Annotated in this window: 11 protein-coding genes; 3 read left to right on the plus strand and 8 right to left on the minus strand. The window is 36.7% G+C overall.

The features are described from left to right. Positions 1-2: 2 nt before the first annotated feature. From JML65_RS13140 to JML65_RS13170, 7 genes are all read right to left on the minus strand, one after another. Entirely contained in the window at positions 3-1139 is a 1137-nt protein-coding gene (locus JML65_RS13140; protein ID WP_202271117.1) for a glycosyltransferase, read from the minus strand. A gap of 92 nt (positions 1140-1231) precedes the next feature. Beyond that, positions 1232-1720: a hypothetical protein gene (locus JML65_RS13145; RefSeq protein WP_047491753.1), complete on the minus strand. Its 489-nt coding sequence runs from the start codon at positions 1718-1720 to the stop codon at positions 1232-1234. 190 nt (positions 1721-1910) lie between these two features. Continuing rightward, complete coding sequence (locus tag JML65_RS13150; protein ID WP_047491756.1) at positions 1911-2690, minus strand: (Fe-S)-binding protein; 780 nt, start codon at positions 2688-2690, stop codon at positions 1911-1913. Then, positions 2680-3303 carry a hypothetical protein gene (locus JML65_RS13155; RefSeq protein ID WP_047491760.1) on the minus strand — a complete coding sequence of 208 codons (624 nt, stop codon included), beginning with the start codon at positions 3301-3303 and terminating at the stop codon, positions 2680-2682. The genes JML65_RS13150 and JML65_RS13155 overlap by 11 nt, the downstream gene beginning before the upstream one ends. Before the next feature lie 3 nt (positions 3304-3306). Beyond that, the gene (locus JML65_RS13160; protein WP_202271118.1) at positions 3307-4635 is read right to left on the minus strand and encodes a (Fe-S)-binding protein; all 1329 of its coding nucleotides are present in this window, start codon (positions 4633-4635) and stop codon (positions 3307-3309) included. Between the two features lie 8 nt (positions 4636-4643). After that, the gene (locus JML65_RS13165; RefSeq protein ID WP_047491766.1) at positions 4644-5594 is read right to left on the minus strand and encodes an MlaD family protein; all 951 of its coding nucleotides are present in this window, start codon (positions 5592-5594) and stop codon (positions 4644-4646) included. Between the two features lie 128 nt (positions 5595-5722). Further along, the gene (locus JML65_RS13170) at positions 5723-7876 is read right to left on the minus strand and encodes a peptidylprolyl isomerase (RefSeq protein WP_202271119.1); all 2154 of its coding nucleotides are present in this window, start codon (positions 7874-7876) and stop codon (positions 5723-5725) included. Positions 7877-8136: 260 nt separating this feature from the next. Between JML65_RS13170 and lon the strand changes: the two genes are divergently transcribed. From lon to JML65_RS13185, 3 genes are all read left to right on the plus strand, one after another. Next, positions 8137-10542, plus strand: a complete 2406-nt coding sequence (gene lon, locus JML65_RS13175) for an endopeptidase La (RefSeq protein WP_047491771.1) — start codon at positions 8137-8139, stop codon at positions 10540-10542. Between the two features lie 213 nt (positions 10543-10755). Then, positions 10756-11868 (plus strand): AI-2E family transporter, encoded by a 1113-nt coding sequence (locus JML65_RS13180; protein WP_047491773.1) that lies wholly within the window; start codon positions 10756-10758, stop codon positions 11866-11868. A gap of 162 nt (positions 11869-12030) precedes the next feature. Then, the gene (locus JML65_RS13185; protein WP_084087022.1) at positions 12031-12408 is read left to right on the plus strand and encodes a MauE/DoxX family redox-associated membrane protein; all 378 of its coding nucleotides are present in this window, start codon (positions 12031-12033) and stop codon (positions 12406-12408) included. 135 nt (positions 12409-12543) lie between these two features. Here JML65_RS13185 and JML65_RS13190 read toward each other — a convergent pair whose 3' ends face one another. Beyond that, complete coding sequence (locus JML65_RS13190) at positions 12544-13902, minus strand: acyl-CoA dehydrogenase family protein (protein ID WP_202271120.1); 1359 nt, start codon at positions 13900-13902, stop codon at positions 12544-12546. Positions 13903-14102 lie beyond the last annotated feature (200 nt).

Consider the following 14102-nt stretch of genomic DNA (forward strand, 5'->3'; position numbering starts at 1 on the left):
GATTATAATTTTTCGATAGCTCTTTTTACAAAATTAGCAAATGAATCACGAATAACTCCCCAATTGTATTTTTCCTTAAATTCTTTTCTGGCATTGAATGCATGGGCATCGTACAGCTCAGGAGTCTTCACATACTTTATGATGATTTCTGCAATCTGCTCCGTATTCTGAGGGTCTACAAGGCTTCCAAACGAAAGACTTCGCATATGTTTCCGGATTCCCTTCAGATGGGAGTAAATAACGGGTTTTCCGGCTCCCATAAAATAAAACAACTTGATCGGTAGAGAGTGATTATTCTCAAAATTGATTTCCCTGAGATCAAAACACATGTCAGCACCGGAAAATGCTTCCGTAAATTTCTCAAAAGAAGTTGGTTTTTTGATTTCAATCTCATCAAACGCATATTTTTTAAGCAGTGATGAAAAATACATCTCATCACTTTCCTGCCTTGTAGATCCTACAATAAGGATTTTAAGTCTAAGCCGAGGCTCCTTTTTTCTTACCCGATCAGCCGCTTTAAAGAAATTATCTATTCCTTTATCTTTTGAAATCATCCCTGTATAGCAAAGGGTAAGGGTACCAGGCTCAAGTTTTTTTATACTTTCCCGGATATACATTTCATCCGGGTAATAAGGAAGAACCATCTGTTTTTTAAAACCAAACAAATAGCCCAAAGGAAATTTCTTTGTAGTTTCTCCAAAAATAAAATGGGTACTGAGGCAACCGGCATACAGCTGAATCAGAAAAAACTTTACCGCCTGAATGATCTTAACAGGAAACGGATAGACTTCAAGCATAGACATGGCAGGATACCATTCCGTAATATCATAAATACAGCTGATTTTATGGTCTTTTACAAACTTTCTGGAAGCAATTACTGCCAAAGGTTCTGAGCAGATAATACCATCGGGCTGAAAGGACTGACAAACATCCCGGAATATTTTTATTTTCGACTCTATGCTTTCTTCTAAAGCAGAATAAGACTCAATATCAATCCCATCAAGAAAGCCTCTATAATCTGCATATAAACTACATATTTTAACGGTATACCCTTCATCTCTGAGAGCTTTAGCCTGATGATAAAAAATCCGGTCATCATCGTAGCGGTGTGAGGTCGTTAAGAAAAGTACTTTTGGCATTAGCAATTACTGAGTCCCTGCAAAGATACATTAAAACAAAAAAGTGGAAATGCATTCCACTTTCTGATTGATTACCGTGTTTCTTTAAACACTTATTTTATAGAAGCCGCCCAACTTTTTTCCAAAGGTAAAAGGAAGTGGCTTAAGAAGTCCAGATAGGTATTTTTAGAGAAATCAAAAACCTCGATATCCCCTGAAAGCTCTCCGCTTCTCAATTGGGATTTAAAATCCTGAAGTTTTAATGTCTTCACCTCTCCGTTGTCTACAAAACTGGCTTTCATTCTGTCGAAAAGTCCCAGTTGGTATTCTTCATCAATTTCTCTCATGATCTTACCCAATGCATCAATACTGCATCCTGAAGCCATTTCTTTTTCTTCATCTACACAGATGATGATAAATTGATTTTTTTCAATTTTAAAAGAAGAAGAAAGTGCTTTTCCGTGAGCCGCCCATGTCGCAAGGAAGTCAAACAATTTTTCAGTAATTGCTTTTGCTTCTTTAGTTTCAAAAGGCCTTGAAGCCGGGTATATAATAACTCTGTAGTCGTTAGTTTCTACAATATTGGATTCTTCTATTTTCATATGTAAGTATTTATTTATTAATAACATATATTATCTTCATCACCAGTTCTTCCTGCCAGAAAGTATCATGGAATGACGATTTCATATGTTATCAATTTAAAGTATCAAAATTAAGAAATATTCTTGAGTTGATCACAAATAAAAACTCAAGCTAAAGCCTGAGTTTTTATCTATATTGTATGTAAAAGTATTATAAATCCTCTGCTTCAGCAAGAAGTTCTACAATATCTTTTACGGCAACTTCTGTATTCTTATTAAAGTGTTTTACTCCATCAGTCATCATCGTATTACAGAAAGGACATCCTGTAGCAATCACTTTAGGTTCAAAAGATAAGGCTTCTTCGGTTCTCTCGATATTGATGTCTTTATTTCCTTTTTCAGGTTCCTTAAACATCTGTGCACCTCCAGCACCACAACAAAGACCATTCGTTTTGCAACGTTTCATTTCCACAAGCTCCGCATCCAGCTTTTCAAGCAATAATCTCGGTGCTTCATACTCGTCGTTGGCTCTTCCCAGGTAGCACGGATCATGAAAGGTAATTTTCTTTCCTTTAAATGCACCGCCTTCAATTTTTAATCTTCCCTCTTCCATCAATGTTTTAAGGAATTGGGTATGGTGAACCACATCAAAGTGTCCCCCAAGGCTTGGATATTCATTTTTAAGGGTATTGAAACAGTGCGGGCAAGCCGTTACTATTTTTTTCACCTCATATGCATTCAGTACTTCAATATTGGTAAGGGCCATCATCTGGAAAACAAATTCGTTTCCAGCTCTTTTTGCAGGATCTCCGGTACAGCTTTCTTCCTGTCCCAGCACCGCAAATTCAACTCCTATTTTATTTAATATTTTGCAAAATGCTTTTGTAATTTTTTTGGCGCGGTCATCGAAACTTCCAGCACATCCAACCCAAAATAAAACTTCCGGGGATCTTCCTTCGGCAGCAAATTCTGCCATTGTTTTAATTTGCATTTTCTTTTTGTTTAATTAATAAGTTAGCATAGTATTCCTTTGCCTTTTTCATGACCTCCACAGGGACTATAGAAACATATAAAGGATTGGCTTCGTCATAATTCAGATACTTCCAGGTATTTGATGTTGTTTTATCATTGAGGGCAAGGATCATACTTTGCTTACTCATTTCCAGGGTCGTATCATTGATAAATTGTGCCTTCATTCCTTGAGCTTCCATCATTCCCAGCACCATCTTCTTTTTATCTTCATCAAACTTTTCCTTTAAAAATGTCATTTTCATTTTCATCGGATAGCTGCTGAACGCATATTTTGTGTTATCTGTAGTGGTAAAAATATCAGAAACATTAAATCTGGTCTGATCCGTATCTACCATTTCTATTTCAAATTCATCATTCTTCTCAAACATTTTTTTGAAACCATCGATCATTGATTTTTTATCAATTTTTTCAAATATTGCCGGATGGGTCATATTCAGCATTCCATCATAATCTTTCTTTTGAAATAAAGATATGAAAGACCGTGAATCCTCAAGAATTTTCTTCTGATCCTCCGATTGAGCCAGAAGAAAACCTGAACATAAGAACAGAAATATGAAGATTAGTTTTTTCATGATTTAATCATTTGCCCAGTTCAAACGGTCTGCCTGGTTATATTGCCAAGGAGCAGCATTATTTTCCACATTCGTCATCATCAGGTTCAGTTCCTGTGGTGCAGCAGACTGCTCCATTACCAGGAATCTTCTCATCTCAAAAATAATGGAAAGAGGATCTAATAATACAGGGCAGGCATCTGTACATGCATTACAGGTGGTACAAGCCCAAAGTTCTTCTTTTGTGATATAATCATTCAACAACTTTTTACCGTCGTCAACAAATTTTCCGTTTTTATCTATATTTTTTCCTACCTCTTCCAATCGGTCTCTTGTTTTCATAAGGATTAATCTTGGAGAAAGTTTTTTACCCGTAATATTAGCAGGACAAACAGAAGTACAACGTCCACATTCTGTACAGGAATAGGCATTAAGCAGTTGTACCTGATTGAGGTCAAATATATCTTCTGCACCAAATTTAGAAGGAGCAGCATCTGCCTCACCTTCAGCCGGAGCTGCATAAGGATCAGCATTAGGGTCCATCATTAATTTGATTTCCTTAGTTACAGATTCAAGATTATTGAATTTTCCTTTTTTATCAAGATTGGCAAACCATGTGCTTGGGAACGCCAGGATAATGTGTAAATGTTTTGAATAGTAAAGATAGTTCATGAAGAAAAGAATTCCCACAAAATGGAACCACCATGCTGCTTTCTCTGTAAAGAAAAGAAAACCGTCACTAAAGCCACCTAAAACCGGTGCTAAAAAGGTAGAACTGATAGGGAAACTTCCATGCTCAGGAAGAAGACCTCTCTGTTGCAAAATCCAATCTGCTCCGTTCATCTTAAAGAAAGCCATCATTAAGGCAAATTCTATAATAAGAATCCAGTTAGCATCTTGTTTTGGCCACCCGAAAAGCTCTTTCATGGTTAATCTTTTGACTCCATAAAAGTTTCTTCTGATAAAGAACACCACTACTCCGATCACTACAAGAAGTGCCAGAACCTCTAATGTCGCAGTAAAGAAATTATAAAATCCATGTCCGAAAACCGAAGCCAGGAAACGGTGGGTTCCGAATAATCCATCCACCACAATTTCTATAAGCTCGATATTAATAATAATAAAACCTACGTATACAAAAAGGTGCAATATCCCTGCAACAGGACGTTTTACCATTTTGCTCTGCCCCATAGCCACTCTTGCCATGGTAGTCCAGCGCTCAGATTTTCTGTCATTTCTGTTAATTTCATGCCCGAGCCTGATATTTCTGTAGATCTTCTGCAGGCTTTTAGCAAACAAGCCAAACCCAGCCACTAATAAAATCAGGAAAATAATGTTATCGATGTACTGCATAGGACGTATTAGTCTTTATTATTTTTACCGAAAACCGAGAAATTAATATATCTCTTAGGATTCGCTTTCATATCTTCAATCAATGAATTCAGATTCGAAGATGCTGAATTCAGATTATTATAAAGTTGTTCATCCTTCATTAGTTTGCCTAAACTTCCCTCTCCTTTATCTATACCGCCAATTACCTGATTCAGCTTACCTACAGTAGTATCCAAATTGGCAATGGTTGCATTTAATTGTTTGGTATCAATGCTTTGTGCTAAGTTTCCATATTTGTCTAAGGTTACTTTTCCACTCTGCATAGTAAGGCTTGCATCGTCCAATACTTTCTGAAGTTTAGGATCATTATGTCCTACCAGCGTATTGACACTTCCTGCTGTTGCCTGTAATGCTCCTACCGTTTTATTAAGATTGGTTAATAAAGCCTTGATTTCAGCTCTATTCTGAGCATCAAAGATCTGATTGGCATTGGTCATCAAAGAATCTACTCTATGTAATACCACCTGTAGCTGATCTTTAACCGGGCCTACCTGAGAAGAAAGACTTCCCATCATTCCCAATTTAAAAGCTCCTTTCAGGGTATCACCATCTTTTGCAGTAGCCCCTCCATACACAAGATTCACTCTCATTTCTTTACCGGACATTAATCCCGGTTCAAAAATTTCCAGCATTGAATTTTTTGAAAATTCGAACTTGTTATCAACCGTAATTTTGACAATAAAGCTGATTTTACCGTCTTTTGCTGTTTGAGGAATGATCTTATCCACCTGCCCTACTTTCAGACCGTTGATAGACACCGCTGAAGATTGCGCAAGGCCTTCCACATTGTCATATTTTGCATAAAATATATTATCGGTAGTAAAAAGGCTTTTCCCTTTCATGAATTGAAACAACACCACAAAGCCTACGATAGCTAGAAGTGTGATCACACCAGCTTTTAATTCTTTACTGAACTTCACTTGCTAATTTTTTTCTAATAAGCAAATATAGTACATTTTAAATAAATCTTTTCGGTTATTGTTCTGCGTTAAATACAAAAAAAGCGACAAAAAAATTTGTCGCTTTTATATTGTTGAAATTTAATTTCTTATTGTTGTTGATTTCCTACCTTATTCCAGATCTCGATTCTATAATCTTCGATTTCAGAATTATCCTGAAGACTCTTTAACCAAGCCTGTCCGAACATTCCTACATTTCTCTGTGTAATAGATTCTGTGAACTGCTTAAGATCTCCAGGCTGTTTGTTTATTGTTTCTGATTTTTTGATCAGAACATATACTCCTGTTCCACCTTCAACCGGCTTAGAAAGCTGACCTTTCTTCACTCCAAATGCAGCACCTGCCACTTTAGGTTCCATAGCACCTGCTACTGAAGGGTTCAATAGATTCACCTGAGCTGATTGTTTTGAAGAAGCAAACAATGTAGCAATCTGATCTAAATTAGAAGCTTTAGCTCCTGCAATTTTATCAGAAATCTGTTTTGCAGCCAATTTATTTTTAACAATCACTTCAATCTGATCTCTTACAGATTCCGGATCAGCAAGACCAGCTTCCTGTTTTCCGTTCAGGTATACTACAATTTTGTCACCTGTTCCTTCTACAGTAAATAATTCTGTATCTCCTTTAGTTCTTTTCTTATCAAAAGCCCAAGTAAGGATCTCAGCGTCTTTGTCAGTACCTAAGCCCTGAAGCTGACCTTCAAATCTTTTTGCTGCTTTTGGATTAGAGAACTGATAGTTATCTTTCTTAGCAATATTCACAAAATCGTTGAAAGATTTCCCTTGAATCTGCTGAATGAATTTTCTTGATTTTTTATCTGTTTCTGCTTCTGTAGCATCTGAAGCTTTAATTGCTTTCACTAAGTTAGCAACCTGATACCCCATTGATCCGGATTTTTTATCTTCAATATTGATGATATGATAACCGAACTGTGTTTCTACTACCCCTGTAGCTCCTTTAGGATTATTTGCAAGGTAAGTAAGGAATTCAGGAACGAAAGGAGTTTCTGGAGTTGTCCATCCTAAACTTCCTCCTTGTGCTGCAGAATTTGGATCGTTAGAAAGCTTAAGGAATTCTGTAAATTTAGCAGGAGTTGATTTTACAATAGCTCCGATAGAGTCTGCCAATTTCTTAGCCTGCTCTTTAGATCTTGTTACTCCTTCTCCGGCAGGACTTCCTTTGAAAGCAATAAGGATATGTCTTGACAATGTAGAATCTGAAGTCTTTTTACCAACAAGTTTAGACACTACATAAAAATCCTGTTCTTTATATGGTCCAAAAGTTTGTCCTATTGCTGCCGTAGTAATCTGGCTCTGTATTGTAGCCGGTAACTGAGCAGGTTTCATATACTGAGGATTGAAAGGCATATCAGAGTTTGCCATTACAAACATAGAATCGTTCTTTGTATTCTGGAAGTTTTCCGTACCTCCGCTGGCATCACTACCTGCTGAGTATAATTTTGTAATTTCTTTCAATGCTGCGGCATCATCTGCTGCGCTAGGTTTAGATGGGAAATATACAATTCCAATATTTCTGCTAGGTTCAGCTTTGAACATTACAGGATGCTGCTTGATGTAATTAGCAAGATCTTCCGTCGTAACATTAATTTTAGTTTTCTGAAGATAAGCTGCATAGTCCACTTTCACAAAGTCGATATCTGCAAGCTGATCTCTCTGCTTCATCAATTCTTCAGCTTCTTTTTTACCTGTAGTAATACCTGCTGAAATATTGCTGAATACCTGTCTCGCCATCAGTCTGTATTCAATCGTCTTCTTTGTTTTCAACCATTGAGCATATCCCTGAGGGTTAGCACTTTGTAATGTTTCGATTTCTTTTTTAAGCTCTTGAGTTTTAAAGTTACCCTTCTCATCAAAAAACTGTTTATTCTGAGCAAACATCTGATCATACTGAATCTGGTTCCAGAAATAATCATCAGTCATTTCAAAGCCCAATTTCTCGAACTGCTGTTTGATAAGTTTAGATTGCACCAATAATTGCCAAGCCTGTTCTTCAAGACCGGTCTTTGGACCGCCTTGTTGTTCAGCTTGTTGCTGCAATACGAAAAGCTGATCGTTAAACTCTTCGCGGGTAATTTTTTCACCATTTACTTTTCCTAAAATGTCAGGATTTTTACCAAAAACCTTGTCAATACTGTCTGGGTTAACCAAAAACGCTAAAAGCGCTAAGGCTATTACTCCCATTAAAAGCCAAGGCTTACTCCTAATTTGTCCTAAAATTGCCATTTTATAAATTATAGTTTTTTATCAGTTTGCGAAAATACACATTTTTAAGAAATTACAGAAATAGAAGTGCTTTATTTTAATTTTTAATCATCAAGTTTATTCAAAAAAGGAAATTTTGACCATATTTTTTCGTAAAAAACAAATGGCATAAGTATTGTGCAACATAGAGTATTATAATATACCACCCGTTTTCAGGGCTTATTATAAAAAATCACTTTAACGATTAAAAACGAAAATGACAATTTGTCATTTGATTGAGTATGACAGAATTTGAAGATATTAGTTTAGAAGAAATGATCAGCGACGGATTTGATATCGTAACTGAGGAAATCAATCTTTCCGACTTTTCGGAAACTGATAAAAATTCCGAACAAAAAATATTCCCTATACTTCCTGTAAGAAATATGGTAATGTTCCCTAATGTGGTAATTCCTATTACTGCAGGGAGAAAAACCTCAATACAACTTCTTGAAGAAGCTCAGAAGAACGGAGATTTTATTGGAATCGTAAGCCAGAAGAATTCAGATCTGGAACAACCTACTGAAAAAGACATCTATCTTACCGGAACACTGGCCAAGATCATTAAGATTATAAAATTACCCGAAGGCAATATTACAGCTATTACTAAAGGTTTTCACAGATTTAAGATCAAAAAGATTGTTGATCTTCAGCCTTATTTTAAAGCTGAAATTTCAAAATTAAAAGATTCCAAACCGAAAAATCAGGAGGAATACGAGGCATTGCTTGAAAACATTAAAGAACTTGCTTTAAAAATCATTGAACTGGATCCTAACATTCCCAATGCAGCTAATTTTGCTATCAAAAACATCAATAATAATGATGATCTTTTGAATTTTATCTGCACCAACTCCAGTTTCCCTTCTGTGGAAAAGCAAAAGCTGTTGGAGGAAAAAAGCATGATGGAAAGAGCTAAGAAATGCTATGAAATGATGCATGAGGATTTCAGAAAGCTGGAATTAAGAAGCCAGATCCATCAGAAAACCTCCAAAGATCTTGACAAACAACAAAGAGAATATTTCCTGAACCAACAGATCAGAACGATCCAGGAAGAGTTGGGTGGCGGTCCTGAAAGTGATGTAGAAGATCTCATTGCTAAAGCTAAAACCAAAAAATGGAGCCAGGAAGTAGAAGACCATTTCCAGAAAGAGATTGGCAGACTACAGCGTCAGAATCCAAATTCTCCGGACTATAATGTTCAGAGAAATTATCTGGATTTCTTTACGGATCTTCCATGGGAAACTTACACCAAAGATATTTTTGATATTGCAAAAGCAGAGAAAGTATTGGATAAAGCTCATTTTGGATTGGAAGATATCAAGAAAAGGATCCTGGAGCATATGGCTGTTTTAAAATTAAAAAACAACATGAAATCTCCTATTCTCTTATTGGTAGGACCTCCGGGAGTAGGTAAGACCTCTTTAGGAAAATCTATTGCTGATGCTTTAGGAAGAAAATACGTAAGATTATCTTTAGGTGGCCTTCATGATGAAAGTGAAATCCGCGGACACAGAAAAACCTATATCGGAGCAATGGCAGGAAGAATTGTACAGTCTATTAAAAAGGCCGGTACTTCTAACCCTGTAATCGTTCTGGATGAGATTGATAAAATCGGACAGGGTCTTCATGGCGATCCCAGCTCAGCATTGCTGGAAGTTCTTGATCCCGAACAAAATAAATCTTTCTATGATAATTTCCTTGAAATGGGTTATGACCTATCCAAAGTCATGTTCATAGCAACAGCCAATTCATTATCAACCATACAGAGTCCTCTTTTAGACAGAACAGAGATCATACAGATTGCAGGATATACACTGGAGGAGAAAATTGAAATTGCAAAAAGACACCTGATCAAGAAACAACAGGAGGAAAATGGATTGGACACCAAGTCATTTAAACTTGGAAACCCTGAGCTTAAGCACATTATAGAGGCACACACTTCAGAAAGCGGAGTAAGAAGTTTAGAGAAAAGAATTGCATCCATCGCCAGATGGGTGGCATTACAGACAGCCCTGGTAAAAGAGTATGACTCTAAAATTTCTGTTGAAAAAGTAGATGAAATCCTGGGCGTTCCAAGACCTAAAAGTCTATCTGAAATCACAGGAGTACCCGGTGTTGTTACAGGTTTAGCCTGGACGAGTGTAGGTGGAGATATTCTTTACATTGAAAGTATCTTGAGCAACGGAAAAGGAACGTTAACCATGACCGGAAACCTGGGAACCGTGATGAAAGAATCAGCAACCATTGCGCTGGAATATATTAAAGCAAGACATGACGAACTGGGAATACCACAGGAGGAACTGGATAAGAAAAACATCCACGTTCACGTTCCTGAAGGGGCAACTCCTAAGGATGGGCCATCAGCAGGTATTGCCATGCTGACTTCTATGGTTTCTTCTTTCAAAAATAAAAAGGTAAAACCTCACCTTGCGATGACAGGAGAAATTACACTAAGAGGAAAAGTTCTTCCTGTAGGGGGAATTAAAGAAAAACTTCTTGCTGCAACCAGAGCTGGAGTTAAAGATGTCATATTGTGTGATGCCAACAGAAAAGATGTAGAAGAGATCAAAAAGGACTATTTAAAAAACCTGAAAGTTCACTATGTCAGCAGAATGGAGGAGGTCATAGACATCGCTATTGAAAAATAATTCATTATAACATATCAACTTCTCAATAAAGAAACACGTTTCGGATATCCGGAACGTGTTTCTGTTTGATGTTAACCCGTATAAAATACGTTCAGTCCTCATTTTGATGGAATAAAATTTGCTGTTCTAAAAATAAAACTCAAGTTGATCCCTAATTAATTTCTCAATTCAGTGGGTTTTCTTATTTTTAATCCATACTGCATATTTTAAATTATGAATTTTCTTAGACTCCCTTTCCTTACCAAGCTTACATTGGTTGTAATTTCTATTATTGGCATTGGTTATCTGCTGGCATTAGGACAGAGTATTCTAGCTCCATTTTTCTTTGCATTCCTGATGGCCATGCTATTTTTGCCTGTAGCCACTTTCATGGAAAGAAAGCTCAGATTTCCAAGGTCTGTATCTACAATGACTTCCGTTTTTATGATGTTGGTCATTTTAAGTGGGGTGATATATTTTTTCAGCACCCAATTGTCTGACTTCAGTAAGGATCTTCCTCATCTCAGAGAACAGTTTACCACTTTATTTAATAATCTTCAGCATTGGGTTTCTAAAACATTCAATGTCAAAGTAGATGAACAGGTAGATTACATCAACCAAGGACTGAATAAACTTTTATCTTCTTCAGGGGCTATTTTAGGATTTACATTTGGAATATTTTCAACAGGATTCGGGTTTATTCTATTTTTCACATTGTTCTTCATCTTCATTTTAAATTACCGAAGACTTTTAAATAATTTTATTGTTACTGTTTTTAACGAAAGACATAAGAACAGTGTGCAGGAAGCGGTAACAGAGATTCGCGTGATGACCAAAAAATATATTTTCGGTCTTTTTCTTCAGGTTATTATTGTATCCACGCTTACCTCTATCGTTCTCACTATTTTAGGCGTGAAATATGCCATCCTTTTAGCGGTCCTAACAGGCCTGCTCAATGTTATTCCATATCTTGGAATTTTCATCTCTCTTGTCATATCCTGTTTTATTGCATTTGCTACCTCTACACCATCTACCTGTATTTATGTTATTATTGGCTATATTGGAGTACATGCTGTGGATGGAAATATTGTTCTGCCATTTGTAGTAGGTTCAAAAGTGAAAATCAACGCATTATTTTCTTTTATCGGAATTCTTTTAGGAGAACATCTTTGGGGAATAGCAGGAATGTTTCTGTGTATTCCAGCCATTGCAATCATTAAAATCATCTGTGAAAAAGTAGATGATTTAAAACCTTGGGGAAGACTGCTTGGGGAAGAACAAAAACCTAATAAAAAGAAGAAAAGCTATAAAATTTCCAAGAATATTACCCTCGAGGAAATGGATTAGACATAGGTATCAAGCCATAAACAAAGAGCAGTACTTAAAACACAAACGACACTTTACTAAAACACACCAATATTAAAAAAGAAACACGGAAATTGTAATTTTTATTAAAAACCAATAAACAAATCTCATATTTGTTTTACATTTGATATAAAATTATCAATTATGAAAATCGTAAAATTCATTTTCTGTCTGTTGTTCGCACTTACTTTTATCAATGCGGGCTTAACCAAGTTTTTCCAGTATGCTCCCATGCCTAAAATGACGGATGAACAGGTGAAAATATACGCTGCTTTCACTGAAATTGGCTGGCTAATGCCTTTGGTAGGCGTTGTAGAAATTGTTGGAGGGATATTATTTATTTTCCCAAAAACCAGAGCGTTGGGCGCAATTATCATATTACCTGTCATGGTAGGAATATTCCTTCAAAATGTATACAGAGACCCATCCCAAATGGGGATAGGCATGTCTATTGTTTTGCTTCTAATTAATCTTTGGGTAATTCTTGATAATAAAGAAAAGTACAGGAATTTAATCAGTTAATAATTAGATCGCAGGTGTCAGATAGCAAGCAGGAGATTACTATGTAGCGATACTCCAAAATTTATGTTGTTTAAAACAACAAATCATTAAAATTTTACAAGGCTGCAACCTGCTTTACTATCTGCCACCTATACCCTAAACAAATGCACTGAATCCCGTGATCGAACGTCCTACGATCAGAGAGTTTATTTCTTTTGTTCCCTCATAAGAATAAATAGCTTCTGCGTCGGCAACAAATCTTGCCACATCGTATTCCAGCAAGATTCCGTTTCCACCCATTACTTCTCTGGCCCTGGACACAATATCTCTTGTTCTAAGGGTACAGAAAACTTTAGCTAAAGAAGCATGTTCGTCTTTTAAAATCCCTTCATCCTGCATTTCAGACAATCTGAAAACCATTGTCTGCATCGCAGTAAGATTGGATAACATTTCCACTAAGTGCCCCTGAATCATCTGAAATGAAGCAATTGGTCTTCCAAACTGCTCCCTTTTTCGGGTATAATCCAAAGCACTTTCATAAGCCCCCCTTGCGCAACCTGTAGCCATCCAGGCCACTCCTGCCCTGGTCATCCGAAGTACTTTTCCGGTATCTTTAAATGAGTTGGCATTCTGAAGTCTGTTTTCTTCAGTCACCACACAGTCTTTTAAAGTAATAAGGCCATTCTGAACAATTCTTAAGGCCATTTTCCCTTTGATTTTTTCTACAGAGAATCCGGGATTGTCTTTTTCTACAATAAAGCCTTTTACTTCTCCGCTATCCAAATCTCTTGCCCAGATAATGATAATATCTGCAAAAGTTGCATTTCCAATCCATTTTTTCTGTCCGTTAAGAATCCAGCCCTCATCTGTTTTTCTGCATGTCACGGTAAGACCTCCTGCAGCTCCGGATCCCACTTCGGGCTCCGTAAGTCCGAAAGCTCCTATCTTTTCAAATTTCTGCATTTGGGGAAGCCATTTCTGTTTTTGCTCTTCTGAACCGCAGATGTAAATAGAACCCATAGCCAGCCCGGACTGCACTCCAAAAAAGGTGGCAATTGATGCATCTACTCTAGCCATTTCCATAGCAATAACACCCTCCATCAAAAAAGGCATTCCCGGACAGCCGTATCCTTCATAGGTAACACCACAGATATCGAGTTTCTGAAATTTAGGAATCAGTTCAAAAGGAAATTCGTCTCTCAACCAATAATGGTTCACCAAAGGCTTCACTTCCTTTTCCATAAAAGCTCTTACTTTAAGCTGTATTTCCCGCTGCTCAGGAGTTAAGGTGTGGTAGATATCATAAAAATCACCGTCAATAGGTGGAAGCTCTTTCTTTTTCTTATCCGAATCCAGCATTTTCATAAGCCCTGCAAGCTGTTTATCATCCAGTTTTGAAAAATTTTGCATCAGTTTTGGTAAGTCCACTTTTTTAGAGATTGTACTCAATTGATCAAAATCTATGGACGTGAATAGTCCTATCGCGTTTCTTATTTTAGAAAAGGTATTTGACATAATGATTATTTGTGGGTTTGGTTTGTAAAAGATAAGCAAAAATTACTCCGAAAAAAAACAGCATCCATTGAATCAGTTTTACAAAATACTTAAATTCAACACATTACAACGGAATATTTTCTTTACAAGCTTTTTACTGCAGTTTTTCAAGCATTACAAAAGATCCTGCCCCAACTTTGACCTAAGCAAAACATTAAACC

Origin of the sequence: Chryseobacterium sp. KMC2 (genome assembly GCF_016756935.1) — a bacterium.
GTDB lineage: Bacteria > Bacteroidota > Bacteroidia > Flavobacteriales > Weeksellaceae > Chryseobacterium > Chryseobacterium rhizosphaerae.

Coding starts and splice junctions, on each gene's coding strand:
- JML65_RS13140 (WP_202271117.1), bottom strand. CDS start 1,139: ATGCCAAAAGTACTTTTCTTAACGACCTCACACCGCTACGATGATGAC.
- JML65_RS13145 (WP_047491753.1), bottom strand. CDS start 1,720: ATGAAAATAGAAGAATCCAATATTGTAGAAACTAACGACTACAGAGTT.
- JML65_RS13150 (WP_047491756.1), bottom strand. CDS start 2,690: ATGCAAATTAAAACAATGGCAGAATTTGCTGCCGAAGGAAGATCCCCG.
- JML65_RS13155 (WP_047491760.1), bottom strand. CDS start 3,303: ATGAAAAAACTAATCTTCATATTTCTGTTCTTATGTTCAGGTTTTCTT.
- JML65_RS13160 (WP_202271118.1), bottom strand. CDS start 4,635: ATGCAGTACATCGATAACATTATTTTCCTGATTTTATTAGTGGCTGGG.
- JML65_RS13170 (WP_202271119.1), bottom strand. CDS start 7,876: ATGGCAATTTTAGGACAAATTAGGAGTAAGCCTTGGCTTTTAATGGGA.
- lon (WP_047491771.1), top strand. CDS start 8,137: ATGACAGAATTTGAAGATATTAGTTTAGAAGAAATGATCAGCGACGGA.
- JML65_RS13180 (WP_047491773.1), top strand. CDS start 10,756: ATGAATTTTCTTAGACTCCCTTTCCTTACCAAGCTTACATTGGTTGTA.
- JML65_RS13185 (WP_084087022.1), top strand. CDS start 12,031: ATGAAAATCGTAAAATTCATTTTCTGTCTGTTGTTCGCACTTACTTTT.
- JML65_RS13190 (WP_202271120.1), bottom strand. CDS start 13,902: ATGTCAAATACCTTTTCTAAAATAAGAAACGCGATAGGACTATTCACG.